Here is a 25,571-nt window from a genome sequence, read left to right on the forward strand (position 1 = left end):
TTGGGTAATCATGAAGGAAGCATTGGGTCAGGGGCAATAGGAAATTATCCTATTGCCCTTTGATCACTCACCACGTGTACAGGAGGATGCTCAATGAAGGCAGAAATCATTGCAGTTGGCACAGAGCTATTGCTTGGACAAATCGTCAATACCAATGCCAGATACCTATCCCGTGAATTGGCTGCGATGGGGATCGATGTATATTTCCAAACGGTGGTTGGGGATAACCTGAACCGACTTAGTGAAGCTATTCGCATTGCGCAGAGCCGTGCAGACGTTATTTTATTTTCCGGTGGCATCGGACCTACACAAGATGATCTGACCAAGGATGCGCTCGCAGCTGTTCTTAACCGGAAACTGCATACAGATCGAATGGCAATGGACAAAATTGAGAGCTTTTTCAGAGATCGTAATGTGGATATGACAAAGAATAACCGACGTCAGGCGATCGTTATTGATGGCGGAACACCTCTGGCCAATGAAACGGGCCTCGCGGCAGGAAATGCGATTTCTGACAATGACAAATATTATGTTGTGATGCCTGGACCACCTAAAGAGTTGATTCCAATGTTTGAACAGGAAGTCAAACCTTGGCTGTTCCAGCATGTACTCACAGAAGAGATGCCGATCTATTCCCGAATGCTCAAATTCGCAGGTATTGGTGAATCTGCTCTGGAAGATCGACTTCTGGATCTGATTGACGCGCAGACAGACCCTACGATTGCTCCTTACGCGAGCGAAGGCGAAGTTACGGTACGCGTCTCCACAAAGGCTGCGAGTGAGGGAGAGGCGAAGCTGAAGCTGGATGCGATGGAGGTTCAGATTCGGGAGCGTTTGACAGAACATCTCTACGCGAACGAGGATGTGCCTATAGAGTACACGATTGTAACCATGATGTCTGACATGGGGCTGACGCTCAGCGCTGCTGAGAGCTGTACAGGAGGGCTTGTCATGCAAAGTCTGACCTCTATACCCGGAAGTGCGTCAATGCTCAAAGGTGGAATTGTTTGTTACTCCAATGAAATTAAAGAAAAGCTGCTGAATGTGCCTCATGATTATCTGGAAGGTGAAGATGCACCTGGGGCGGTAAGTCCTGAGGTTGCAAAAGTGCTTGCTGAGCAGATTCGCATGATTGGCGATGCTGATTTTGGCTTGGCTGTTACCGGTGTAGCTGGACCGGGATATTCGGAACGCAAACCACCCGGACTTGTCTTCATCGCTCTTGCTGAACGTGGAAAAGAGACGGAAATTCATGAGCTGCGTATTAATGGTAATCGCGAGACGGTTCGCATTCGTTCAGCCAAAGCGATTCTCTATCGCTTATGGCAAAAACTTGTGGCGATGGATTGATTAGTTAATAGCTTCGATTGCATTTACAGTTCCAAGCAAGTATAATTAAGGAAGACGGAAGAACCGTAGAATTAGGCTTTACAGCCTTGTTTACGGTTCTTTTTTCTGTTTAATGGAAAGTTTCCTTGAGGAAGAGGCGCCTCGGCCTTTACAAAAAAAACGAATGTATGTTCGAAAAAAAGCTTGGCAAACGTGTTAAAACAAGGTATCATTATCTTATAAACAGTAAAGGGTGTGAGCTTATTGTCAGACCGTCGTGCCGCGCTTGATATGGCGCTCCGTCAAATAGAGAAGCAATTTGGTAAAGGATCCATCATGAAACTGGGTGAGTCCACTCATATGAATGTGGAAATTATTCCCAGTGGTTCCTTGGCTTTGGATATTGCATTAGGAACAGGCGGCTTGCCTAAAGGCCGTATTGTTGAAATATATGGACCTGAATCCTCTGGTAAAACAACCGTAGCATTGCATGCTATCGCTGAAGTACAAAGAGCGGGTGGACAAGCTGCATTTATCGATGCCGAGCATGCTCTTGACCCACAATATGCAAGCAAACTTGGTGTTAATATTGATGAATTGCTTCTGTCTCAGCCAGATACGGGTGAGCAAGGGCTGGAAATTGCAGAAGCTCTTGTACGCAGTGGTGCAGTAGATATCGTCGTTATTGACTCTGTAGCCGCATTGGTTCCAAAAGCAGAGATTGAAGGCGAAATGGGCGATTCACACGTTGGTTTGCAAGCGCGTTTGATGTCTCAGGCGCTGCGTAAACTGTCTGGTGCAATCAGCAAATCCAAAACAATCGCAATCTTCATTAACCAGCTTCGTGAGAAAGTCGGCGTTATGTTTGGTAACCCGGAAACAACACCTGGTGGTCGTGCTCTGAAGTTTTATTCCACAGTACGTCTGGATGTGCGTCGTATTGAGAGTATCAAATCAGGCAATGACATGATTGGTAACCGTACTCGTATTAAAGTTGTGAAAAACAAAGTGGCACCTCCGTTTAAACAAGCGGAAGTGGATATCATGTATGGCGAGGGTATTTCGAGAGAAGGCAGTATCATTGACATTGGTACAGAGCTGGACATCGTTAATAAAAGTGGTGCTTGGTACTCCTACGAAGGCGAGCGTTTAGGACAAGGTCGTGAGAACGCAAAGCAGTTCATGAAAGAGCATAAAGATATTGCTGACATCATTGAACAAAAAATTCGTGTAGCCAGTAACTTGGTTACTGCAGTTCCTGCGCCAACGAGTGAAGAGCAACAAAAAGAAGCAGCAGAAGAACAAGAACTGTTTGAAATCAACGAGTAATCTCTCAAAACCTCCCTTGTAGGGAGGACCCTGAGGGTGTTCCCCACTGGACTCCGTAAACTTATCTGATTGAGCTTGGATCAATCTGGATAATGGATTGTAGTGGGAGTACTCGTGCTGTCTAACAGCCCCTGTCCCAATGGACAGGGGCTGTTAGCACGCTAACTGTGGAGTAAAGGCCGGGCAGAGTTCCCGGTCTTTTGTATTATTGGTGTTCTTTGTCTTATGTGAAGATGTGCTTGGCGTAGTCAGAATGAAAATGTTATGAAAGGGGAGACCAGAATGGATCAACATGACGAGGATTTATATGAAGAAGCAGAACAGGACGGCCTATCCCAATTTCCGGACAACGAAGAACTTATTATTACACGTGTAGAACGAACGAAGAGCAGGCAAGCTCGTTATCGAATCACTTTTGGCATCCACTCCATTACGGTTCTTGAAGATGTGATGATTAAATACAGGATGACTCAAGGTAATACGTTTATGAAGAAGGATCTGGAAGATATCATTCTAGCTGATGAGCGACAGCGGACGTATGCACAGTCTCTGCGTTTTTTGGAGCATAAGCCACGTACGCGCCATGAATTAAGTCAGAAACTTCGTCAGAAGGAGTTTGCTGCACCTTTGATTGAAGAGGCGCTGGATCGGCTTGAGCGGGAGAACCTGGTGGATGACGATCTATTTGCGAAGGAATGGACAAGACAGCGTATGGAGGGCAAGCGGAAGGGAAAACTGTGGATAAGGCAAGAGCTGCGTCAAAAGGGCATTGCCAATGATCTCATTGTTGAGGCACTAGAAGGGATCAGTACAGATGCGGAATTTGAGACTGCCTTGAGTGCCGGACGCAAAAAATGGAATCAGGTCAAAGGGGACGTCAAAGAGAAGAAAAATAAAACGCTTCCCTTCCTAATGAGACGTGGTTTTTCAATGGATATGGTGCGCAAGGTCGTGAATTGTTTAATTGAAGAAGATGAGGCTGGGGACCCTGAAGATGACGAAGCGTTGTTATGGGATTAGCAGACTAGAGTCTCTATACTGCATTCTCTTGACAATTTCTTTCGTCAAATACTAAAATGGACATGAGTCTGTAAGAAATGGACAACCCTTTTTCCTTCCAAAAAAGCGGTTTCGGTTTCTTAAGATTTATACCATTCTTAATTATGGGTTCGCTGGAAACAGTGAATAGTACGTGGAAACATGTACATGTGAAATGAAAATCGGCGGGGGATCGCCGTGAGTATTCGTTATTCCCAAACATATGTAAGGTTTGAAAACTGCAAATTGACCCAAGGAATGCCTTGGAGGAACCAACGAGGAGGTGAACAGTATGGAAATTGCAATCACGATCGCTCTCGTTGCAGCCGCGCTATTCATTGGGTTCGGAGTAGGATATTTTATTCGCAAATCTCTTGCAGAGGCTAAAATCTCTAGTGCGGAACAAGCTGCCGTACAAATCGTGGAGAACGCGAAGAAAGAGGCAGAAGCACTGAAGAAAGAAACGGTGCTGGAGGCGAAGGATGAAATCCATCGCATTCGCGCTGAAGCTGAAAAAGACACTCGTGAACGTCGGAATGAAATTCAACGACAAGAAAGACGATTGTTGCAAAAAGAAGAGTCGCTGGATAAAAAATTGGAATCACTCGAACGTAAAGAAGAGCAAGTGGCTAACAAAGAGAAACGAATTGATGAGACTCAGCAGCAGATCGAAATGATTTACAAAAACCAGGTGACAGAGTTGGAACGTATATCCAACCTCACCATGGAAGACGCACGCAGTATCATACTGTCCAACGTAGAACAGGAAGTTCGTCATGAGACGGCTCAAATGATCAAGGACATTGAACAACAAGCGAAGGAAGAAGCGGACAAAAAGTCCCGCGAGATTATTACACTCGCCATCCAACGTTGTGCGGCTGACCACGTAGCGGAAACAACGGTATCTGTTGTTACCCTGCCAAATGAAGAAATGAAAGGCCGGATTATCGGTCGTGAAGGACGTAACATCCGTGCGCTTGAAACCCTTACAGGGATTGACCTCATTATCGATGATACGCCAGAAGCTGTTATTCTGTCGGGCTTTGACCCGATTCGCCGTGAAATCGCCCGTACTGCCCTGGAGAAACTGGTGGCTGATGGACGTATTCACCCGGCACGGATTGAAGAGATGGTTGAGAAATCCCGCAAAGAAGTGGATGAGCGCATCCGTGAATACGGTGAGCAAGCTACCTTTGAAGTGGGCGTGCATGGTCTGCATCCGGATCTGATCAAAATTTTGGGCCGGTTGAAGTTCCGTACAAGTTACGGTCAGAACGTCTTGAAACATTCCATGGAAGTCGCTTATCTGGCTGGACTGATGGCTGGCGAACTGGGAGAAGACGTAACTCTGGCAAGACGTGCAGGTCTATTGCATGACATCGGTAAAGCGCTGGATCACGAAGTGGAAGGATCACACGTCGAAATTGGCGTGGAACTGGCGAAGAAATACAAAGAACATCCGGTTGTAATCAACAGTATCGCGTCCCATCACGGAGATTGCGAAGCGACTTCGGTCATTGCCATGTTGGTTGGCGCAGCAGATGCGCTCTCCGCAGCAAGACCAGGCGCACGCCGCGAAACGCTGGAAACGTATATCAAACGACTGGAGAAGCTGGAAGAAATCTCAGAGTCCTTCGAAGGTGTCGAGAAATCGTACGCCATTCAGGCCGGACGCGAAGTTCGCGTTATGGTACAGCCTGAGAAGATCGATGATGCTGAAGCCTTCCGCTTAGCCCGTGACATCACGAAGATGATTGAGAATGAACTCGACTATCCGGGTCACATCAAAGTCACCGTCATCCGGGAAACCCGTGCGGTTGAATACGCAAAATAGAGCATTACGGAAAAGTGGCCGCAGTAGTGGGCCACTTTTCCTGTTGATAGCCTGTTAAAAGGCAACTACACATCATGGAGCATGAGATAGAGTCCTGCAAAGGTTCAACATTTGAAGTAAGAGGACTTTGCAGGAATTGAGGAGGCAGTAATCAATGAAAGTTTTGTTTATTGGTGACATTGTAGGTAACGTGGGACGTAAGGCATTAAAGGAAAATTTACCGTACCTGAAATCAAAGTATAAGCCACATGTGGTGATTGTGAATGGTGAAAATGCGGCAGCAGGTCGTGGCATTACCGGTGCAATCGCAAATGAGTTTTTCAACTGGGGTGTACATGGTATTACACTTGGTAATCATACTTGGGACAATAAGGATATTTTTGATTTTATAGATGATGAGCCCCGCATGATTCGTCCAGCGAACTTTCCACCAGGCACACCAGGACGAGGGTACACGGTTGTCAAAGGCGAAGGGAAAGAGCTAGCGATTGTCAATCTTCAAGGAAGAACGTTCCTGCCTGCTCTGGATTGTCCATTCCGTGTAGCTGATGAAATTGTAGATGAGCTGCGCCAAGACCATAAATGTATTTTGGTCGATATGCATGCTGAAGCAACGTCAGAAAAGATTGCCATGGGATGGCATCTGGATGGACGTGCGTCTCTCGTTGTAGGTACACATACGCATGTACAGAGTAATGATGATCGGATTTTGCCAGGAGGAACAGCTTACTTGACGGATGCGGGCATGGTAGGACCTCGTGACGGCATATTGGGTATGGAGCGTGAGGCCGTGCTGCGTAAGTTCTACACCCAGCTACCTGTACGTTTCGTTGTAGATGATGGCAAATGGCACTTCCACGGTGTTTTTGTTGAAATTGATGAAGCCACAGGTGCGGCAACACGCATCGAAAAAATTCGTCTGACGGAGGACGAGTGGCGCATGGAATAGGGGTATTGTCCCAATTTGCAGGGAAACCCGTCTAAAAAGAAGGAATTTTTTTGCCTCCCGCGAATAACATCTAGTAAGTGGAAACAAACTTTCAACATTCCCAGGGAGGTACTTACCATGGATGTATTAAAAGTTTCAGCAAAGTCCAATCCTAATTCTGTAGCCGGCGCTCTTGCAGGGGTTCTTCGTGAACGTGGAAATGCTGAACTGCAGGCAATTGGAGCGGGAGCACTGAACCAAGCCATTAAAGCGGTAGCGATAGCCCGGGGATTTGTAGCACCAAGCGGAGTTGACCTGATTTGTATTCCAGCTTTTACAGACATTGTGATCGACGGCGAGGACCGAACGGCCATTAAGCTGATTGTGGAGCCCAGATAATACATGCAGTATGCATTGAACCTGTTTACGATGTAGACAGGTTTTTTTGCGTTTTTTTGCAATAACATATGGAGGAGGGTTTAAGATGTCCATGTCTGATTGGCGTGTAGCTGATTTTCACTGTGATGCACTGAGCAAAATTTTGATGCAGCCTGCCCTTTCATTTGAAAATGCTCCACAACTGGATGTGAACTTGCAACGTTTGAAAGAGGGGGATGTAGGGTTGCAGGCGTTCGCCATCTATTTACCCGAAGTGCTTGGCAGAGGCAAGTTTGAACATGTGATGGGGCAGTTGGAGATTTATCGTAGACGTGTGGAGAGAAGTCAGGAGCGGCCTGGCGGCACACAGACGTTGTTATGGCGTGAACAGGTGGCTCAGGTGGGGCAAACAGGGGGGCCGTGGGGATTAATCACACTGGAGGGTGTGGATGGCCTGGAGGGCAACCTGTTCTATCTGGAGTTATGTTATCAGATGGGCGTCCGAATTATTGGACTAACGTGGAATTATGCCAATTGGGCGGCTGACGGAGTAATGGAGAAGCGTGGAGCAGGTCTGACCGAGAAGGGGAAGGAACTGGTGCGCCAGTGTAATGAAATCGGAATGCTGCTCGACGTGTCACATCTGACAGAGAAAGGTTTCTGGGAACTGGCTGACTTGAGTAAACGTCCTTTTATCGCCTCCCACTCCAACAGCTACAGCGTATGTCCCCATGTGCGTAATCTGAAAGATGATCAGATTCAGGCTATCATTGCCCGGGAAGGGCGGATCGGACTGACGTTTGTACCCTGGTTTGTAAAGCAGGAGGGTGAGGTACGTATAAAAGATCTGCTGCCTCATATTGAGGAGATTTGTTCTCTCGGCGGGCAGCATCATCTGATGATGGGGTCTGATTTTGATGGAATTTCAACGTATATTCAGAGACTTGAACATTCAGGACATTATCCGAGACTGACGGAAATCCTGCTCAAGCATTATGATGAACATTTAGTGCGCGGCTGGTTGTGGGGGAATGCGATGAGTTATCTGGGGGAACACTTGCCAGAGAGCAATCCGAAGATGCAGATGAAGGGGAATTCCATGAAATAGTGAACTGGTGTGTGCTTTGAATGTGTTGAATTGAAACTTGCTTTCCAAATAAAGGAGGGGAATGATGGTGAAATAAGTGTATTTCATGAATTTTCACCAGTTCGTTTTCATTTCACTCCAAAAAGGGGTATAATACCATTGGATTGTTAAGAGCCTGAGTACAGGCCATAGATAAACAAGGAGTGAATTTACAATGAGTAAAACAGTACCTGTGGGCGTATCTGCCCGTCACATTCATGTATCCCAAGAGCACGTTGAAATTTTGTTTGGCAAAGGTTATGAACTGACTGAATTTAAACCTCTGTCCCAGCCTGGCCAATACGCTGCTAACGAAACTGTAGCGGTAATTGGTTCGAAAGGACAGTTTGATAAAGTGCGTATCCTTGGACCTGTTCGCCCTGAAACGCAACTGGAAATCTCCATGACAGATTCATTTGCGATTGGTGTTAAAGCACCTGTACGTGAATCTGGAAGCATTGAAGGTACACCAGGAATCACAATTAAAGGTCCTGCTGGCGAAGTAACGATTGATAAAGGTGTTATCGTTGCTGCTCGTCACATTCACTTCCATACTTCTGATGCTGCTAAATGGGGTATCGAGGACAAACAAATGTTGAAAGTTCGTCTGGGTGGAGATCGTGGTCTGGTACTGGAAAATGTACTGGCTCGTGTATCCGATTCTTTCGCACTGGACATGCATATTGATACAGATGAAGCTAACGCTGCTGGCGCTCGTAATGGCGACACTGCTGAAATCATCGATTAATTACATGTAATAGCTTCAGCCCCCAATTATGGCGGTCTGAATAACATATAAACCTGAGCACAGCCAACAGGGGCCGGTTAATTCCAGCCCTGACGGCAAGGCTCAGGTTTTTGTGTTTTCTGAGTGCTCTTCTGAGCATGGCATGTTTCGGATTAGACGAAGGGAGATGCGCTTTGGATGTGGAACTACAGCCCAATTCATGCTATAATTTGCTGTAATGCTCTTTTAATGTTCCAAGCAAGATATTCATGTGGAACAGGGATGAATGAACGATTTTTTATTAATAGAGGCTGTAAGGAGTGACCGAAGGAAATGGCTAAAGACTCAAAAAAGGATTACTCCCAATATTTTGATTTTTCCGATGCCAAAGTAATTTCGCAAGATGAATTCAGCAAAAAGATAAGAATCCGGGGCCGTGAGATTAACATCAAATCGGAACCCAATCATCGTCAGGAGAAACAGCGGGGCAAGGAAGACGTCCGGGTGCTTTACGAAAATGCCGTTCCCGATGAACTGAAAAACATAGGGAAAGGTAAACACTATATTGTATATACGTATGGATGTCAGATGAACGAGCATGACTCGGAGACCATCAAAGGACTCCTTGAGTCTATGGGATATCAGGCTACAGAGAATCGCAAAGAAGCTGATATTATTCTGCTCAATACGTGTGCCATACGAGAAAATGCGGAAGATAAAGTATTTGGTGAGCTTGGTCACCTCAAAACGCTAAAACTCGAACGTCCGGGATTGTTACTTGGCGTATGCGGTTGTATGTCCCAAGAAGAAGGCGTCGTCAACCGAATCATGCAGAAGCATGGCTTTGTGGATATGATCTTTGGTACACATAACGTGCATCGACTGCCACATCTAATCCAGGAAGCGTTGTTCAGCAAAGAAATGGTTGTTGAGGTATGGTCCAAGGAAGGCGACATTATTGAGAACCTGCCGAAGAAACGTGAGGGTATGCGCGGCTGGGTGAACATTATGTATGGCTGCGACAAATTCTGTACATATTGCATCGTTCCGTTTACGCGGGGCAAAGAACGCAGTCGTCGTCCGGAAGATGTCATTGCTGAAGTACGTGATTTGGCACGACAAGGCTTTAAGGAGATCACGCTGCTTGGTCAAAATGTGAATGCGTACGGCAAGGACTTCACCGACCTGAACTACAGTTTTGGTGACTTGATGGATGCCATTCGCCAAATTGATATTCCGCGGGTACGTTTTACAACCAGTCACCCACGTGACTTTGATGACCACTTGATTGAAGTGCTGGCCAAGGGCGGAAATCTGGTGGAGCACATTCATCTTCCGGTGCAATCTGGCAGTTCAGAAGTACTCAAACGTATGAGCCGCAAGTATAACCGGGAACACTATCTGAAGCTGGCTGACAAAATTAAAAAGGCCATCCCGGATGTTGTGTTGACAACGGATATTATTGTTGGTTTTCCGGGGGAAACGGAAGAACAGTTTGAAGATACACTTTCCCTTGTCCGTGAAGTAGGGTATGATTTTGCCTATACCTTTATTTATTCCCCGCGTGAAGGTACACCGGCTGCAGTGATGGAAGACAACGTACCGATGGAAGTGAAGAAGGAACGTTTGAAGCGCTTGAACGAAACGATCAACGAATACAGCCACCGAAGCAATGAAGAGCAACGCGGCAAAATCGTTGAAGTGCTCGTTGAAGGCGAGAGCAAACGGAATTCCGAAGTTCTGGCAGGACGTACACGCAGCAACAAGCTGGTGCATTTTGAAGGACCTAAAGATTTGATCGGTACTTTCGTACAAGTGGAAATCACCGATCCGATGACTTTTTATATTCGGGGCAACCTGCTCTCCGAGCCGGTAGCTGCCAATCAGTAATACACACACAAAAATAAGATGAATGATTTTTTGCACTTAGCGGGGTTACGCCGAGCGTAGCGAAGGTGACGGAATCGATTCTGTAGAAGCGAAGCGTTCGCCTTTGTCTCCGAATTTTAACCTTGAACAATCTCAATCGAAAAAATTCGGAGACAACAGCGATCAAAAGAACGATCCGACACCGCAGCGGTCACTCAGCAGTCGACTGAACTTAGTGCAACAGTGAGTTTCATCTTATATCATCTCATAGAATGGAGCGATTTCAGTGGCGCAGGAAGAAGTGCAGTACAACCATTATGGAATGCCAACCTACGATACGCGCAATCTGGTCATACGCGACGACATTATGGGAAAAGCCAAAGAATTGGCTGATATGCTCGGAACGAGTGAGGAAGTTAGACAGTTTCAACAGGCTGAAACCAAAATTCGGGATCATGAGCGTATCCAGCAGTTGATTGCAACGATTAAGAAAAAACAAAAAGAGATTGTTGCTTTTGAAAGCTTCAAAAATGTGGAGATGGTCAGCAAAATTGAACAGGAAATTGAAGATCTGCAAAGCGAACTGGACAGTATTCCATTGGTTACGGAATTCCAGCAGAGCCAGAGCGACATCAACTACTTGCTTCAACTAGTGATCTCTGTAATCCGGGATACGGTTTCTGAAAAAGTAAACGTGGAGGCTGGAACGGATTCACCTCCGACCAGTTGCGGTTAAATGACGGAAGGGTGCGGACGCTGTCCGCGCCTTTTTTGACATTACATAACCGTTAACGTGGAGTGGCTATCGCCAAGTACTCGGAATATAATTCCAAGCAAAGCTCCACGCTGTGGGGTTATTTTGTGTGGCGCGGCTGATTTTTAATGATAAAGGCACATGACATCAAGAGAGCTTGATACGTACAGTGAATAAAGGAGAAATGAATAATGAGTATTTTGGACAAAATGGTGAAAGACGGAGACGGACGATTCTGGGGATTTCTAGGTTGTCGTTATATTAAAGGAGACGGAAAAGAAGTACAGATTGCGTTGACAGCAGGCGAACATCATACCAACTCCATGGGGATTATTCATGGGGGTGTATTGACTTCACTGATGGACCAGGCGATGGGTATGGTTGCAACAGCAGCAATGGAAGTAGACGGCTGTGTGACAACAAATCTGAACGTACATTTTCTTGCACCAATGAAACAAGGGGAATTAACGGTGACAGCTACGGTACTGCATCAAGCAGGACGCAGTGTTACGACTCAATCGGAGGTTCGTGATGCATCGGGCACGTTGGGATGTATGGCTACGGCGACATTCCGCATAGCACGCCCGAGAACGTAATGCATGAATCCTGCGGTTGACAAAAGATATTATTATGTCATAATGAAATTATCAAAATGAAAATAGTCGGTGGTGCCCATGAGCGAAAACTACGAACACTTCAATGCAGAGAGCGACGAACAAGCAGCACGTGCTTATAGTTCCCAAAAATATCGTACCCCCGATGGTGTTCCTGCGGATATCGTTATGTTCACCTTAACCAAGCGGGAGCGCAAGACGGTGACGAAGACACTTCCCATTCGGGAACTGAAAGTGATGCTGATCAAGCGCAAAGGCTGGCCTTTTGCAGGCAGATGGGCATTACCCGGTGGATTTTGTCAGGAGAATGAATCCATCTACGGTGCAGCTAAGCGTGAGTTGATGGAAGAGACAGGTGTAGACGGTGGACATCTGGAATACTTGAATGTATACAGTCAGCCGGGTCGTGACCCGAGGGGCTGGATTATCTCACACGCATTTTTCGCGCTTGTGGAAGAATGGATGCTGGATCAACGCCAAGCGGCAGATGATGCTGAGGATGTTGGGTTGTTCACGATTCAGGAGGCGCTGCAAGAACTGGAACTGGCCTTTGATCACAGAACAATCATCGAAGATGCTTATCGGCGTATTCAACAACAGATGCTGGAAACGACGATTGCCCGTCAGTTCCTGCCACGTGATTTTACATTAAGTGAATTATATCAGGTTATTCAAAGTGTTGTACCGGATTTTGAAGAACCAAACTTCATTCGCAAGATTACGTCGACCCGCAGCCGTAAAGGCATTGTGGAAGAAGTACGGGATGAAGAGGGGAACCTGGTGAGTTCCAACCAGTACTCGCAGCGTCCGGCGCAGCTATATCGTTTTACAGAACTCGTACCACGCCTTTCCATCTATACGTAATAAGGTGTAGATGTGTCAATCTGATTAATCAGGATCAACCATTTCTGGGATAAGGGAGTGTTGACGATGAAAGCACTGATTGTCATTGATTTTACGAAGGATTTTGTGACAGGTTCTTTGCCTGTAGGTCAGCCAGCAGTAGAGATCGAAGAGACGATTGCAGCTGTAACCGAGGCCTATTGTAAGAACAAACATGAGGTAATCATGGCTGTGGATCTGCATGAAGAAAATGATCCGTATCACCCGGAGACTGTACTTTTCCCACCTCATAACATCAGAAATACGGAGGGAAGACAGTTGTATGGTCGTCTTGCCCAAGTGATGGAAGAACGGAAAACAGATATACAGTGGATGGATAAGACGAGATATAGTGCATTCTGTGGGACCGATCTGGAACTCAGACTGCGTGCACGTGGTATTACGGATATTGCACTGATTGGGGTATGTACGGATATTTGCATATTGCATACCGCAGTGGACGCTTACAATAAAGGTTTTCATATTACGGTATATGAAGATGCCGTTGCCAGCTTCAATCCGGCAGGGCATGAGTGGGCACTTGGACATTTTCGTTCCAGCCTGGGTGCTTCGGTGGTTAAGGCGAACGAGACAGTCTTGGCTTAATTTACTCCATAGTCATGTTTGGTTGACCTCATGTTAGGAACCGGATGAATGTGGTGAATGGTGTATAGAGTTTTTTACGGGAGACTTGTTTGTTTAATACGGATGAACAGAATCATGAAGAATAAGTCTCCATATGTTAACCCGTGTTCACAGTTCAAATCTGGGGGCACGAGCGGAAGTCAGAGAGGATGAGACAAATGCAGACAACTAGCCTGGCTTTACATACGGATAAATATCAGATCAATATGATGTACGCCCATTGGGTGAATGGTACTCACAAGCGGAAGGCGGTATTTGAAGCCTATTTCCGTAAGCTTCCTTTTGGCAACGGATATGCGGTATTTGCCGGATTGGAACGTATTGTGAACTATATCAGCCAGCTTCGGTTCACGATGGACGACATCAAATTTTTATCCAAACAAGAGGAAAATTACGATCCGGTCTTTCTGGAAGAGTTGCTCCAGTTTTCATTTCAGGGGACAATTCATTCCATGAAGGAGGGTGCAATTGTTTTCCCTGACGAACCGCTCATTCGGGTAGAAGGCTCCATTATGGAGACACAATTGGTGGAGACGGCGATACTTAACTTCATGAATTATCAGACGTTGATTGCAACCAAGGCTTCGCGGATCAAACAGGTAGCGCAGCAGGATACGTTGCTCGAATTCGGCACCCGGCGTGCGCAGGAAGCGGATGCTGCCATCTGGGGCGCACGTGCCTCGTATGTAGCAGGCTTCGATGCAACGTCTAATATGCTGGCCGGAGAGCGCTTCGGAATCCCAACAGCAGGTACTCATGCCCATTCCTGGGTACAGAGCTTTATGAGCGAACAGGAGGCGTTTGACGTGTATGCCAAAGTGTTGCCTGATCAGGTTACGCTGCTGGTTGATACCTTTGACACATTGAACAGTGGAGTACCTCACGCCATCAAGACAGCCAAGAAGTTGGAGAGCCAAGGCAAAAAGATGAATGCCATTCGTCTCGACAGTGGTGACCTAGCGTACTTGTCGATTCAGGCACGTCAGATGTTGGATGAGGCTGGCTTGGATTATGTGAAAATTGTTGCATCTAATGATTTGGATGAAAATACGATTTTCAACCTGAAGGCTCAAGGAGCACGGATTGATACATGGGGTGTTGGTACACAGTTGATTACCGCTTCTGACCAGCCATCTTTGGGTGGAGTGTACAAATTGGTGGAGCGTGAAGTGGACGGTGCCATGCTGCCTACGATCAAAATATCTGCCAATCCTGAAAAGGTGTCCACTCCAGGTAAAAAGGAAGTGTTCCGGATCATTGATCCGAAACATGGCAAAGCGATTGCGGATTATATCTGCTATCCAGAGGAAGAGCAGCCGCTACAGGGCGGACCGCTCAAGCTGTTCAACCCGCTACACCCTTATCTGAAAAAGACGGTTACCCGCTACGAAGCGGTGAATATGCTGGAGCCAATCTTTGTGAATGGACGTAAAGTGTATGAACTGCCTAATTTGGATGAGATTCGGGCGTACCACCGGGAACAGATGAACCTCTTCTGGCCTGAATACCAACGGAAGCTCAACCCGGAGATCTACCGTGTGAACATCAGCCCTGCGGCATGGAATATGAAGCAGAAGCTCATTGCGGAACATGTGAAATCCACAGAGGAATAATTCACACATAAGAATTACAGAGAGGCATAACCAGTGAGGTATACTGGCTTATGCCTTTTTGATGCCTATAAAATGTATACGTTCTTAGCGGAGTTGAACAATTCGATGATCGCAAGAAGTAATTTCAGCTATACGCGTTCTGTCTTCTGTGAAAGTACGTCGACAGTTGATAGACGTTATTCTATATGATCCCGATGAGGTGGACCAGTGATGTAAGAAATCTCATGGACAGACTGCCATGGTAACAGGCTATACTGGAAATAGTCATGCCCAATTCAAGAGGTTGTAGGGGAAAAGTAGTAATTATTTCTCGGGAAAGCGCAGGAGCCGCCAAATTCTGCATCGCATTGTTTCAATCCCGTAGCTGTAGGGGATGAAAGTAAGAGGAGGTGCAGACATGAGATGGATACTAGGACTGGTCTGGATCGCTTTTATTGCCTATGCATTGTTGTTGGCACCGGGGCAGTCACCTGGAAGTGATCCGATATTCAAAGAACTGATCACAATGCAAAACAAAGAACCTTGGTTACTTACGGTGTTTTCGTGGTTAGGTATTTTCCCGGCAGTTTATGCCTGTATGCTGTTAAGAACATCTGTGAAAGAACGAGGTGGCCATGTACCGGCTTGGCCTTTTGTCATACTTTCTTTTGGACTGGGTGCTTTTGCCCTGCTTCCCTATTATGCATGGTCATCGTCCGCAAATAGAGCTTCGGGTTACGTAAGCTTACATTTTGGTCGTCGGCGGGAGTCGGGAATTGGACGGGTAGCAGCCCACAAGCTGACGCATGTAGTCTTTCTGCTGTTGACGCTGGGGACAGCTTTCTATGCCGTGACGCAAGGTCATCCGGATGTATATATGGAAGCATTCAAGCAATCTGCCTTTGTACATATCATGACAATTGATTTTGTACTGCTGACCTTACTTTCCATGATTGCGATATACAGGGATACTAAAGTGAGTCGACGTTCAGCAGCTTGGACCGCGGCAGGCATCATCCCTATTGTGGGTCCACTAATCTATCTGTTGACGCTCAGGAGAGACAGAGTTTGATCATCAATATTTGAAGAATTCCACAGGTAAAAGGAGCCGTTAAGCTGAATGCGAACAATTCATGTGCTTAATGGAAAAATATATAAAATCCAAAGAAGGAGTGGCTATCGATGAAAAATCATTTTAACGCATATGTTGTCCGTAAAGAAGAACAGGGCGGAGTGAAAGCTGCTATAGAGCAACTGAAGAAGGAAGATCTGCCAAATGGAGATGTAACGGTACAGGTGCAGTACTCCAGTGTCAATTATAAAGACGGACTCGCTACCCTTGAGAAAGGCGGTGTCGTTCGTGAGTACCCGATGGTACCAGGAATTGATCTGGCAGGAACGGTAGAAGAGTCGGTCAGTGGACGTTTTGCACCAGGAGATCGGGTGATCAGTACAGGATTTGAACCGGGCGTATCCCATTACGGAGGGTACAGCGAGTATGCTCGTCTGCGCAGTGAATGGCTGGTGCCTCTGCCACCGGGTCTCAGTGAAAAAGAGGCCATGGCAATTGGAACCGCAGGATTTACGGCTGCACTTTCGGTAGATGCACTGTTACAGGCTGGAGTGACACCGGAGATGGGCAAGGTTCTGGTTACGGGTGCAACGGGTGGTGTTGGCAGTATGGCAGTAGCGATTCTGGCGAAGCTTGGCTTTGAAGTAACAGCCAGCACAGGCAAGAAGGATCAGGAGGAGTCATTGCTCCGAAACTTGGGCGCCTCAGAGGTTATTACTCGTGAAGAAGCTGATGCTCCAGCTAAAGGAGCCATGGGGAAACAGCTATGGGCGGGAGTTGTTGATCCAACAGGAGGACCGGCTCTTGCGGAGCGATTGAAACAGATTCAATACGGAGGTGCGGTAGCGGTATCCGGGTTAACTGGAGGCACAGCTTTTGAATCTACGGTACTTCCGTTTATTTTGCGTGGCATCCAGCTTATTGGTATAGACTCTGTATATTGTCCGATGGAACGTCGGGAACGATTGTGGAAACTGCTCGGCGGAGAATGGAAACCGGAGCGCGCGCTGGAACTGGGAATCCGGGAGATCTCTCTAGATCAATTGCCTCATACGCTGGAGACGATACTCCAAGGTGGTGCAGTAGGTCGTACGGTGGTCAATACAATATCAAATCTGCCATCCGCATAAGATTCTAAGTCCTTAGACATGCTAATTCTACCTGATTGGGTCACAGTACAAGTGGCTGGAAAGGAAGGATTGGTATGTGGTTTGCTAGAAAAGGGCGAAGTCTGGTTGGAAAAACAATGAAGTCGGTACTTGTAAGTGGTGTGTTGATCACGAGTGTCTGGTCCCTGGCGGCTTGTTCGGCATCATCCATTGAGCAGGAGCGGAAGGTCTACACCCGTGAAGCGACAGATGAAGGAAATGTGCGGGCACAGAGTCAAGGACACGGATTAAACGGTGAATTGGTGAGTGAGATCAGTAAGAGTTTTGAAGCAAAAGGCATTCAACTTATGAATAACATGTCTGCCGATGACGACCATGGCGGGATCTCTTATATGTATTTGTTGAATGGAAGTGGCAGACACATCGTGAAAGTCCATATTTTCAGTGATGCGACAACCCGTGCTGCCAGCATGAAACAAATGTATAGTGAGAATCGTGATGAGGCTGTCTTGGAGAATGCGCTTGGCCGAACAACGATTCGCAGCAAAGGGTACGTCTCACTCGTTTATACAGCTTCCGGTGGGGAAAAGGACAAGTATGAACAGGATGTTATGCAGGTGTTCCAACATGTGTTGGGGCAACTAAGGTAAGAGAAGATGGGAGCACACAAAACTTTCAATCCTTACCGTACAGCTGAAAATAAACCCGAAAAACCCGTCTGATCTTTCAGACGGGTTTATATATTTCACGCATTACATGCCGCAGCTCGGGCAGAATGAGTTTTTCCATGGCCAATTTGACGGCTCCTTTGGAACCCGGCATGGAGAATACGGCTGTGCGTCCAATCGTTCCAGCGACGGCTCTGCTCAGGATGGCAGCGGAACCGATATCTTCGGTGTAACTGAGAAAACGGAAGATCTCACCAAAGCCCGGGAGTTCCTTGTCGAGTAGTGAGGATACTGCTTCATAAGTTGTATCTCGGGGTGCAATCCCTGTTCCGCCGCTAAGTAACACGGCTTCAATATCATCACGAACAGCTGCATCTTGCAGGATGCTTCGAATGTTCTCCGTCTCATCGGGTGTGATGATGTATTCAACAATCTGATAACCCGCTTCATTCAAAAGCTGGTGCATGAGCTGGCCACTGGTATCGGTGTCTTTAGTTCGTGTGTCAGACACTGTAACAATCATGCACGATACCGTGTCAGGGGCTTCCTGGCGATGTTGTTCCACTGAATTAGTCATGAAACTTCCTCCTTCAATCAACATGTCCTCATAGCATAGACCATCCGTTAGAATCAGGCAATGTACTGGGGAAGAGTTGAACGTTATTGCACAACGAATGCGGGATGGTGTACACTCGCTAGATATAGATAGACTAGGTTACAAGAAGGACAATCAGAGAGGTGTATACGCATGAATGAAACGATTATAAAAGAACAATCCATACCTGTATATATACTGTCAGGTTTTTTGGGGAGTGGAAAAACAACACTGCTTGTTCAATTGATTGAACATTGGCAACAGCAGGGTTTGCGCCCCGCAGTGGTTATGAATGAGTTAGGCGAAGTCAATCTGGATGGTCAGATTGTGGATTCCACTGTTCCGATGACAGAGATGTTAGGTGGATGCATCTGTTGTACCGTACGTGGTGACTTGGGATTGCAACTTGCTGATCTCGTTCAGGAGGAATCACCGGATGTGATCATCATTGAAGCAACCGGTGCGGCGAATCCAATGGAGATTCTGGATGCAGTAACAGAGACTTCACTTTACATGCGATTGGAACTGAAAAGTCTCATTACCGTTGTGGATGCAGCACATCTATCTGGTCTGTATCAGGAGCAGAAGGGGCAGACCTTCAAGCTAATGCAGGAGCAGATTCGTTGTGCGTCTGTGGTTCTCTTGAATAAAACGGATCGGGTGAGTGCACAGGAACTGAAGGATCTGGAGCAGCTTTTGGCAAAATGGAATGGTTTCGCACCTGTAATCCCTACGGTCAAATGTGAGGTGGAGATGGATCTGTTGCTTCGCAGCGGGGCAGACGTGCACGTACGTGATTCAGCTTCTGAAGCAGGTAAGCCGGCTCACCAAGAGCATCATGTGCATACAGTAGCCTGTGGTACACATGGCTGCAATCATGGTCATGAACATACAGATCATACACTCCAAGGCGATGATACGAATACTGACGCATCCCATAGGCATGTCCATGCCCACAGTCACGAGCATTCCGCTCCTCATGCATCACACGAACATGTCATGGTGTATACGCATTATTTCAGTCATCCGGTGAACAGCGAAGCATTTGAACAATTTGTATCTGCTTTGCCACGAGACGTGTATCGAGCGAAAGGTATTTTATCGTTTAGTGACACGGCGAGCCGTTTCTGGTTCCAGTATGCCTACCGTGAATCGGATTACATGAAGATCACACCTCAGGGAGATGTCCCTAATGTTGCTGTGTTTATAGGTGAACATTTTGACCAAACTGTCATTCGTGACCAATTACTGGAATTGGAAGCGATAAAGTAGGTTAGATGATTCAATATTCCTCCGAACTGGGTATTAAGATGCATAGCAAACTTTGCCTGGGAGGTAACTTTAAATGACACAACAACAATATCAACAATGTATCGATGCTTGCCTGGAGTGCATGAATGCATGCAACGTATGTTACATATCGAGTCTGAAAGAATATGATCTGGCGATGTTGCGTGATTGCATTCGTTTGAATCGGGAATGTGCGGAGATCTGCAGTTTTGCTGCACAAGCGATGACACGTGGAAGTGATTTCATTGCTGAAATATGCGAATTGTGTGTGAAAGCTTGTGAAGCTTGCGCCGCTGAGTGTGGCAAACACCACCATGATCACTGCCAAGCATGTGCAGAGGCTTGCCGCAGATGTGCAGAAGCTTGCCGGTTGATGGCAGCAGTAGCGTAAATATTATTTCACTGGAATATATAACTAAACCGATAATGACCGTTGTCCCCTAAGGGAAGGCAGTGAACACAAGCATCTGAGACGATGTGCCTATGTGTTGCCTTTCAGTAGGGGATTTTTAATGCAGGTTGCCAAGTCTGATCGTGGTATGTATAATGATGGCAATGAATTGAATTGAAGAATATCAATGATCGGGAGAGTAGCCAGATCCATACATGACAGCGAGCCGGGAGAGGTGGAAGCCGGTATGACATGACCTGAGTGAACCGCACCCGTGAGATGGTTATCCGAAAAGATGTGCGTATCCCGATTGGGATAGACCATATCTGTCTGAGGGTAACCCGGCTTGCGACCGTTATACGCATCGAGCGGAACAGTTTTACTGGTATGCATGTTGATGCATATTAGGAGTAGCCTGTTCACCTAGAGTGGTACCGCGGGAACTGTTAATTCAGCTCTCGTCTCTTATTTAGAGACGAGAGCTTTTTTGTGTTTAATTTCAGCCAATAATGAATGGATAAGGAGTGTTTGACATGTTGATGAAGCAGGCTGCGGCCGATATTACCCCTTTAACGGGTTTGAATGAAGAAGAGGTTCTGAGATTACTGGAAGTCCCACCACAGGCGGAGATGGGTGATGCAGCATTCCCTTGTTTTGTATTAGCGAAGTCATTAAAAAAAGCACCGGCAGTCATTGCGACCGAGCTCGCAACGGGATTGCAGGCATCTGGAATTGAAGCGACTCCCGCCGGGCCGTATGTAAATATCCGTTTCAATCGGGAGAAGCTCGCGCCGAATCTGCTGAAAGAACTGGGGAATGCGGCATTTGGTAAGCTTCAGCTTGGTCAAGGTTCACGTGTTGTAATTGATATGTCTTCCCCTAACATCGCAAAACCCTTCGGAATTGGACATTTGCGTTCTACTGTAATCGGTGCAGCACTGTATCGGCTGTATAACGAAGCGGGTTATACCTCCGTAAGTGTGAATCACTTGGGAGACTGGGGAACCCAGTTTGGCAAGCAGATCGCAGCGTACAAACGGTGGGGCAATGATGAAGCGTTGCAGGCAGACCCGATCCGTACGTCCCTGGAACTGTATGTGCGCTTCCACGATGAGGCGGAGAACGATCCTTCTCTGGAGATTGAGGCACGCGAGTGGTTCCGCAAGCTGGAGCAAGGGGATGATGAAGCACAGCGGTTATGGGCGTTCTTTGTGGAAGTGAGCATGAAGGAATTCAACCGGATGTATGAACGCCTGAATGTACAGTTCGACCATACGCTGGGAGAAAGCTTTTACAATGACAAGATGGGCGCAGTGGTTGAAGAACTGAAGGCAAAAGGTTTACTTGAAGAGAGTGATGGTGCACTCGTGGTACGTCTGGAAGATGAGAACATGCCCCCATGCCTGATTATCAAAAAAGATGGAACAACAATCTATCCTACTCGGGATTTGGCTACGGCAGTTTATCGTCATGGGGTGATGAAGGCAGATCGGTTGTTATACGTGGTCGGAGGCGAGCAGAAGTTACATTTCCGGCAGGTATTTGCGGTCCTATCCCGGATGGGTCATGAATGGTCTGCGAAGTGTGAACATATCCCGTTTGGATTAATGCGTTTTGAGGGACGGAAAATGTCTACCCGCCGCGGTAAAGTCGTCTTTTTGCAGGAAGTGTTGGATGAGGCAGTTGCTCGTGCTTTGCAAATTATTCAGGAGAAAAACCCGAATCTGGAGAACCCTCAGAAGGTGGCTGAGGCGGTCGGTGTAGGGGCCATTGTCTTCGGTGATCTGCGTAATAATCGGTTAAACGATGTGGATTTCTCCTTGGAGGATGCGGTGAGTTTTGAAGGAGAGACCGGACCTTATGTGCAGTATACCCATGCCCGGATTCAAAGTGTGCTTGCCAAGGCAGAAGAGGCGATCCGCGTGGAAAATGAAAACCCTTTGACTAAACCCAACCTTGCGGAAGGTGAGAATAACACAGTAACCACTCTATCCCCTATCGGAGATACCTCATGGGCATTGCTGAAACTGCTTGGTGATTATCCCGAGTATTTGGAAAAAGCGATTCATCGGAATGAGCCTTCGGTCATTGCCAAATATACTATAGATGTCGCTCAAGCATTCAACCGTTTCTATCACGCAGAACGGATTGCGGATGCGTCATCTGATGTAAGATCCTTCCGAGTGGCATTGGCCAAACGGACTGCCGAACGCCTCGCGTACAGTTTACATTTGCTAGGTGTGCAAGCTCCAGAGCGGATGTGATCCCAGGTGATATGGAGTAAACGTGGACTTTTCAAGAAAGCCAATCAAGATGTACCAGACTCATTAGGTCGAGGTATGTTGCTTCAACGAGTGAGCAAGCGATTAGGTAATGCTCAAGTACTTGATGAAATTAATCTGGAAGTGAAGCAGGGAGAATGTGCTGTACTTATTGGCAGAAACGGTTCTGGCAAAAGTACGTTGCTACGTATGTTGGCAGGTATTTTGTTACCCGATACAGGATCGATCCAGCGCACAATGAAGGGTTCTGATGGGTATGCAGTAGATGGCCTGCCACGTTTACCCTTTACTTCTGGAGAGTACTTGTGGGACATGGGACGGATTCGGGGCATTCGCCCCGAAATACTGCGTGAGCGAATTAGAGAACTTAGTGAACTTTTATATCTGGATACCGCGATCGATCAGAAGTTACCCTTAATATCCAAGGGCACATTGCAAAAAGTAAATTTGATTCAGGCCCTGTTACCTGGACCGGGTGGTCTTTTGTTGCTGGATGAACCGTTGTCAGGATTGGATATTCCAGCTCAAGAGGGCATTGTATCCTTATTGAGGCAATGGAAGGATGAAGGGACATCCATCGTTACAGCTTGCCATGAACCGTTGCTTATTGAACGTTTGGCAGACCAGGTAATTGTGTTGAAGAAAGGCCGCGTGCTCCGCTACTGGAGTCGTGAAGATATACTACAAGCTGGCGAACCCGTTGTACGTATTCAAAGTCTGACGAAAGCTGGAGAGGATCTGGCTAACGATCTATCCGATATACAACAACCGGGAGTACTGTCTTTAGTTCGTAATACAAGCTCGGAGAAATCCAATTCTTGGTTGTGGGATTGGAAAGTAGTTCAACAATCAACTGATGATGTCCTCAGAATGATTCTGGCATCCGGAGGTTCGGTTGTGTCTGTACAACAGGAAGATAGTCAATTACATATGGAAAGTCTGCTGGAAGGACAACATCCAGCTGTACATGCGAGTCGTGGAGGTGTCACAGAATCTGTGGACTTAAGCTCTTCCATGGATGATGCGGGGAGAGAAGCTGAATGATCTATCTGACCCGATATTTGTTAAGGCATCACATTCGCTCACAGAAATATTTTGCACCGGTTATCTTTTATATCATCGCCATGTTGCTAATCTATTCCTACAAACCCAACCCTATTGCGGACAGTTACAGTGTCACGGCTATGCTGTTATTTCTGGCAGCTGCTTGGCTCGGAGTAATGGTGATGAATACCGAACCTGCAAAGCAGTATCAATTACTTGTCCTTCATACAGGAAGCAGGCGTAAAGTTGTATTAAGTCAACTCATCTGTGCCTGGATAATGCAATTCATGCTCACCGCAATCACTGTGCTGTATCCCGTGTTCGCTGGGATGTTCGAGAGACAACCCACAGGTGAGGAGTGGATGATGACTTGGTTAGGACATTTGGGGTTATCACTGCTGGGATTAGGCATCAGTGTATTTTTTCAAAAATCGTACATTCCCTTGCTTAGTCGCAGTATGCCTGCCCTCATTATTGTATTATTACTATCGTTTATCCAAGGTTCCTTAAGTGAACGTTTGCCTGGATCGTTAGAATGGCTTGGCCGCATTCTTCCACCAGCCTTTTATCTGGTTCGTGAGATGATGTTATTTGATGAATCAAAGATGGATTCTTTTGTTTCGGTTATGCTGTGGACTGTGCTCTATGCATTAGGGTTACTAATCATCCATGTGTGGCTGTCCGGAAGAAGAGATCTGCGGAGTTAGAAGACGCGCTTCCCGATAACTTGAATGTTGCTCTTGGTTTGGTTAGGATAGAGGGACATGGAATGGTTAACATTGTACGGTTGAAGGGGGCGCTCGCATATGCAAAATACAGATATCCAGAATGGTGACATGCTGGACAGCGAACACTCCAGGGAATTGTTTGCCTATTACGGATTGGCAGTGTACTACGGGCAGGCGCTTGAACAGCAGCTGGTCAATCTGATTTTATTAATGAAAATGTCTCAGGGCAAAGCCGTGTCTGAAGAGGATCTGGAAGATCTGTACGAACGAAAGATGAGCAGTTCACTGGGGCAGCTCATTCACGAAGTGCGCCATCATTTTACATTCTCTGAGGAAGAGACTCGCCAGTTGAATGAGTTATGGCAGCAACGTAACCGTATTGTACATCATTATTTCAAGGAACGAATTCATGAGACATTCAGTCCGGAAGGACGATCACGCATGATTAAGGAATTGGAGGATTTCAAAGACCGTGCACAGGAGTTGGAGATCCGTCTTCAGCAATATACGGGTGCATGGATTGCAGAGCTTGGTCTGGATGCCGAATCTGCAGCAGCTCTGCAAACGCTGGAGCGGATGCATACCGAGAGTATGCAAGCAAGGGCTTTGGAAGAGAATGAATGACAAGCAAACGGATAACGAAACGCTGGATATTAATGACGGCTCTGGCTGTAGTATTGGTTGGAATCCTGTGGACTGTGGTTACGGCAGTAAGTATATCAGCATATACGGATGAGGATTCATCCAGGATATCGGATGCAGCAATCATTCTGGGCGCAGCCGTGGCGGGGGATAACCCTTCACCTGTATTTCGCGAACGTATTGAACACGGGATTGAGTTATACCGTCAGGGTACCGTTCGTAATCTGCTTTTCACAGGTGGATCAGGTGATGATGGAGAACATACGGAAGCTGAAGTGGGTCAGAAGTATGCCATTGCACATGGAGTAGATCCTGCGGACATTCGCATCGAGACCAAATCCAGAATTACCGAGGAGAATCTGATCAATTCAATTCCAATTGGTGAACAGGCCGGTTATCAAACCTATACGATTGTGAGTGATCCATTACATATGAAACGGGCCATGAAGCTGGCTGCCGGACTGGGTATGGATGCCGTACCTTCTCCGACACGAACAACGGCTTATAGAACCTGGCGCAGCAAGTTTCCTTTTCTCGCAAGAGAGACCGTGATGTACATGGGATATACGATCAAAGGATGGATAGACAATCCGCAGCAGCCATGAGGTTGCACGCGGATTGTTTTTTTTGTCTGGCCGAAATAAACAGTAACCGAACATGCCTTCAGATGAAAATACAAAAAAACCGATCTACACCGCAAACCCT

25 protein-coding genes are annotated in these 25,571 nt (G+C 46.7%); 24 read left to right on the top strand and 1 reads right to left on the bottom strand.

Translation table 11 applies throughout. The annotated features are described in order from the left end of the window. Positions 1 to 93 precede the first annotated feature (93 nt). From MHH25_RS11755 to MHH25_RS11835, 17 genes are all read left to right on the top strand, one after another. Positions 94 to 1,350: a competence/damage-inducible protein A gene (locus tag MHH25_RS11755; RefSeq protein ID WP_340020019.1), complete on the top strand. Its 1,257-nt coding sequence runs from the start codon at positions 94 to 96 to the stop codon at positions 1,348 to 1,350. A 243-nt stretch (positions 1,351 to 1,593) separates the two neighbouring features. Continuing rightward, on the top strand, positions 1,594 to 2,658 hold the full coding sequence (recA, locus tag MHH25_RS11760) for a recombinase RecA (protein ID WP_036609261.1): 1,065 nt from the start codon (positions 1,594 to 1,596) through the stop codon (positions 2,656 to 2,658). 282 nt (positions 2,659 to 2,940) lie between these two features. Continuing rightward, positions 2,941 to 3,678: a regulatory protein RecX gene (locus tag MHH25_RS11765; protein ID WP_036670417.1), complete on the top strand. Its 738-nt coding sequence runs from the start codon at positions 2,941 to 2,943 to the stop codon at positions 3,676 to 3,678. Positions 3,679 to 3,988: 310 nt separating this feature from the next. Beyond that, positions 3,989 to 5,530, top strand: a complete 1,542-nt coding sequence (rny, locus tag MHH25_RS11770) for a ribonuclease Y (protein WP_036670418.1) — start codon at positions 3,989 to 3,991, stop codon at positions 5,528 to 5,530. Positions 5,531 to 5,684: 154 nt separating this feature from the next. Beyond that, positions 5,685 to 6,479 carry a TIGR00282 family metallophosphoesterase gene (locus MHH25_RS11775; protein ID WP_036609256.1) on the top strand — a complete coding sequence of 265 codons (795 nt, stop codon included), beginning with the start codon at positions 5,685 to 5,687 and terminating at the stop codon, positions 6,477 to 6,479. Positions 6,480 to 6,596: 117 nt separating this feature from the next. Beyond that, positions 6,597 to 6,857, top strand: a complete 261-nt coding sequence (locus MHH25_RS11780; protein ID WP_007430104.1) for a stage V sporulation protein S — start codon at positions 6,597 to 6,599, stop codon at positions 6,855 to 6,857. Positions 6,858 to 6,942: 85 nt separating this feature from the next. Then, positions 6,943 to 7,944: a dipeptidase gene (locus MHH25_RS11785; protein WP_340020020.1), complete on the top strand. Its 1,002-nt coding sequence runs from the start codon at positions 6,943 to 6,945 to the stop codon at positions 7,942 to 7,944. Between the two features lie 193 nt (positions 7,945 to 8,137). Further along, on the top strand, positions 8,138 to 8,710 hold the full coding sequence (locus MHH25_RS11790; RefSeq protein WP_017689107.1) for a phosphate propanoyltransferase: 573 nt from the start codon (positions 8,138 to 8,140) through the stop codon (positions 8,708 to 8,710). A gap of 312 nt (positions 8,711 to 9,022) precedes the next feature. Next, positions 9,023 to 10,579 (top strand): tRNA (N6-isopentenyl adenosine(37)-C2)-methylthiotransferase MiaB, encoded by a 1,557-nt coding sequence (gene miaB / locus MHH25_RS11795; RefSeq protein WP_340020021.1) that lies wholly within the window; start codon positions 9,023 to 9,025, stop codon positions 10,577 to 10,579. Positions 10,580 to 10,844: 265 nt separating this feature from the next. Continuing rightward, positions 10,845 to 11,294, top strand: coding sequence for a YlbF family regulator (locus tag MHH25_RS11800; RefSeq protein WP_036609251.1), 450 nt, complete (start codon positions 10,845 to 10,847; stop codon positions 11,292 to 11,294). Positions 11,295 to 11,503: 209 nt separating this feature from the next. Next, positions 11,504 to 11,908: a PaaI family thioesterase gene (locus MHH25_RS11805; protein WP_340020022.1), complete on the top strand. Its 405-nt coding sequence runs from the start codon at positions 11,504 to 11,506 to the stop codon at positions 11,906 to 11,908. Positions 11,909 to 11,986: 78 nt separating this feature from the next. Beyond that, positions 11,987 to 12,790 carry an NUDIX domain-containing protein gene (locus MHH25_RS11810; protein WP_036609248.1) on the top strand — a complete coding sequence of 268 codons (804 nt, stop codon included), beginning with the start codon at positions 11,987 to 11,989 and terminating at the stop codon, positions 12,788 to 12,790. A gap of 66 nt (positions 12,791 to 12,856) precedes the next feature. After that, complete coding sequence (locus tag MHH25_RS11815; RefSeq protein WP_340020023.1) at positions 12,857 to 13,414, top strand: isochorismatase family cysteine hydrolase; 558 nt, start codon at positions 12,857 to 12,859, stop codon at positions 13,412 to 13,414. 197 nt (positions 13,415 to 13,611) lie between these two features. Continuing rightward, positions 13,612 to 15,066, top strand: a complete 1,455-nt coding sequence (locus MHH25_RS11820) for a nicotinate phosphoribosyltransferase (RefSeq protein ID WP_036609243.1) — start codon at positions 13,612 to 13,614, stop codon at positions 15,064 to 15,066. A 397-nt stretch (positions 15,067 to 15,463) separates the two neighbouring features. Further along, positions 15,464 to 16,117 (top strand): hypothetical protein, encoded by a 654-nt coding sequence (locus tag MHH25_RS11825; protein WP_340020024.1) that lies wholly within the window; start codon positions 15,464 to 15,466, stop codon positions 16,115 to 16,117. Between the two features lie 110 nt (positions 16,118 to 16,227). After that, positions 16,228 to 17,247: an oxidoreductase gene (locus MHH25_RS11830; RefSeq protein ID WP_340020025.1), complete on the top strand. Its 1,020-nt coding sequence runs from the start codon at positions 16,228 to 16,230 to the stop codon at positions 17,245 to 17,247. 74 nt (positions 17,248 to 17,321) lie between these two features. Further along, positions 17,322 to 17,876, top strand: a complete 555-nt coding sequence (locus MHH25_RS11835; protein WP_076249791.1) for a hypothetical protein — start codon at positions 17,322 to 17,324, stop codon at positions 17,874 to 17,876. A gap of 76 nt (positions 17,877 to 17,952) precedes the next feature. Here MHH25_RS11835 and MHH25_RS11840 read toward each other — a convergent pair whose 3' ends face one another. Beyond that, entirely contained in the window at positions 17,953 to 18,471 is a 519-nt protein-coding gene (locus MHH25_RS11840) for a MogA/MoaB family molybdenum cofactor biosynthesis protein (RefSeq protein ID WP_036609234.1), read from the bottom strand. Positions 18,472 to 18,642: 171 nt separating this feature from the next. Between MHH25_RS11840 and MHH25_RS11845 the strand changes: the two genes are divergently transcribed. From MHH25_RS11845 to MHH25_RS11875, 7 genes are all read left to right on the top strand, one after another. After that, entirely contained in the window at positions 18,643 to 19,761 is a 1,119-nt protein-coding gene (locus MHH25_RS11845; RefSeq protein ID WP_340020026.1) for a GTP-binding protein, read from the top strand. A gap of 73 nt (positions 19,762 to 19,834) precedes the next feature. Continuing rightward, positions 19,835 to 20,170, top strand: coding sequence for a four-helix bundle copper-binding protein (locus tag MHH25_RS11850; RefSeq protein WP_036609230.1), 336 nt, complete (start codon positions 19,835 to 19,837; stop codon positions 20,168 to 20,170). A gap of 533 nt (positions 20,171 to 20,703) precedes the next feature. Next, positions 20,704 to 22,434 carry an arginine--tRNA ligase gene (gene argS / locus MHH25_RS11855; protein WP_282321832.1) on the top strand — a complete coding sequence of 577 codons (1,731 nt, stop codon included), beginning with the start codon at positions 20,704 to 20,706 and terminating at the stop codon, positions 22,432 to 22,434. A gap of 6 nt (positions 22,435 to 22,440) precedes the next feature. Next, positions 22,441 to 23,496: an ABC transporter ATP-binding protein gene (locus tag MHH25_RS11860; protein WP_340020027.1), complete on the top strand. Its 1,056-nt coding sequence runs from the start codon at positions 22,441 to 22,443 to the stop codon at positions 23,494 to 23,496. Beyond that, positions 23,493 to 24,203 (top strand): hypothetical protein, encoded by a 711-nt coding sequence (locus tag MHH25_RS11865; RefSeq protein WP_340020028.1) that lies wholly within the window; start codon positions 23,493 to 23,495, stop codon positions 24,201 to 24,203. The genes MHH25_RS11860 and MHH25_RS11865 overlap by 4 nt, the downstream gene beginning before the upstream one ends. A gap of 99 nt (positions 24,204 to 24,302) precedes the next feature. Then, the gene (locus tag MHH25_RS11870) at positions 24,303 to 24,848 is read left to right on the top strand and encodes a hypothetical protein (RefSeq protein WP_340020029.1); all 546 of its coding nucleotides are present in this window, start codon (positions 24,303 to 24,305) and stop codon (positions 24,846 to 24,848) included. Beyond that, a complete protein-coding gene (locus tag MHH25_RS11875; protein ID WP_340020030.1) occupies positions 24,845 to 25,471 on the top strand; it encodes a YdcF family protein in 627 nt (208 codons plus the stop codon). The genes MHH25_RS11870 and MHH25_RS11875 overlap by 4 nt, the downstream gene beginning before the upstream one ends. Positions 25,472 to 25,571 lie beyond the last annotated feature (100 nt).

It is taken from the genome of Paenibacillus sp. FSL H3-0457, from assembly GCF_037981725.1.
In the GTDB taxonomy this organism is placed as follows: domain Bacteria; phylum Bacillota; class Bacilli; order Paenibacillales; family Paenibacillaceae; genus Paenibacillus; species Paenibacillus amylolyticus.

What these genes read in the sequence shown, in the direction of transcription:
- rny (WP_036670418.1), top strand. Translation starts at nt 3,989, where the DNA reads ATGGAAATTGCAATCACGATCGCTCTCGTTGCAGCCGCGCTATTCATT.
- MHH25_RS11865 (WP_340020028.1), top strand. Translation starts at nt 23,493, where the DNA reads ATGATCTATCTGACCCGATATTTGTTAAGGCATCACATTCGCTCACAG.
- MHH25_RS11850 (WP_036609230.1), top strand. Translation starts at nt 19,835, where the DNA reads ATGACACAACAACAATATCAACAATGTATCGATGCTTGCCTGGAGTGC.
- miaB (WP_340020021.1), top strand. Translation starts at nt 9,023, where the DNA reads ATGGCTAAAGACTCAAAAAAGGATTACTCCCAATATTTTGATTTTTCC.
- MHH25_RS11775 (WP_036609256.1), top strand. Translation starts at nt 5,685, where the DNA reads ATGAAAGTTTTGTTTATTGGTGACATTGTAGGTAACGTGGGACGTAAG.
- MHH25_RS11870 (WP_340020029.1), top strand. Translation starts at nt 24,303, where the DNA reads ATGCAAAATACAGATATCCAGAATGGTGACATGCTGGACAGCGAACAC.
- argS (WP_282321832.1), top strand. Translation starts at nt 20,704, where the DNA reads ATGTTGATGAAGCAGGCTGCGGCCGATATTACCCCTTTAACGGGTTTG.
- MHH25_RS11790 (WP_017689107.1), top strand. Translation starts at nt 8,138, where the DNA reads ATGAGTAAAACAGTACCTGTGGGCGTATCTGCCCGTCACATTCATGTA.
- MHH25_RS11815 (WP_340020023.1), top strand. Translation starts at nt 12,857, where the DNA reads ATGAAAGCACTGATTGTCATTGATTTTACGAAGGATTTTGTGACAGGT.
- MHH25_RS11825 (WP_340020024.1), top strand. Translation starts at nt 15,464, where the DNA reads ATGAGATGGATACTAGGACTGGTCTGGATCGCTTTTATTGCCTATGCA.
- MHH25_RS11875 (WP_340020030.1), top strand. Translation starts at nt 24,845, where the DNA reads ATGACAAGCAAACGGATAACGAAACGCTGGATATTAATGACGGCTCTG.
- MHH25_RS11755 (WP_340020019.1), top strand. Translation starts at nt 94, where the DNA reads ATGAAGGCAGAAATCATTGCAGTTGGCACAGAGCTATTGCTTGGACAA.
- MHH25_RS11835 (WP_076249791.1), top strand. Translation starts at nt 17,322, where the DNA reads ATGTGGTTTGCTAGAAAAGGGCGAAGTCTGGTTGGAAAAACAATGAAG.
- MHH25_RS11765 (WP_036670417.1), top strand. Translation starts at nt 2,941, where the DNA reads ATGGATCAACATGACGAGGATTTATATGAAGAAGCAGAACAGGACGGC.
- MHH25_RS11840 (WP_036609234.1), bottom strand. Translation starts at nt 18,471, where the DNA reads ATGACTAATTCAGTGGAACAACATCGCCAGGAAGCCCCTGACACGGTA.
- MHH25_RS11830 (WP_340020025.1), top strand. Translation starts at nt 16,228, where the DNA reads ATGAAAAATCATTTTAACGCATATGTTGTCCGTAAAGAAGAACAGGGC.
- MHH25_RS11785 (WP_340020020.1), top strand. Translation starts at nt 6,943, where the DNA reads ATGTCCATGTCTGATTGGCGTGTAGCTGATTTTCACTGTGATGCACTG.
- MHH25_RS11820 (WP_036609243.1), top strand. Translation starts at nt 13,612, where the DNA reads ATGCAGACAACTAGCCTGGCTTTACATACGGATAAATATCAGATCAAT.
- MHH25_RS11845 (WP_340020026.1), top strand. Translation starts at nt 18,643, where the DNA reads ATGAATGAAACGATTATAAAAGAACAATCCATACCTGTATATATACTG.
- MHH25_RS11780 (WP_007430104.1), top strand. Translation starts at nt 6,597, where the DNA reads ATGGATGTATTAAAAGTTTCAGCAAAGTCCAATCCTAATTCTGTAGCC.
- MHH25_RS11810 (WP_036609248.1), top strand. Translation starts at nt 11,987, where the DNA reads ATGAGCGAAAACTACGAACACTTCAATGCAGAGAGCGACGAACAAGCA.
- MHH25_RS11805 (WP_340020022.1), top strand. Translation starts at nt 11,504, where the DNA reads ATGAGTATTTTGGACAAAATGGTGAAAGACGGAGACGGACGATTCTGG.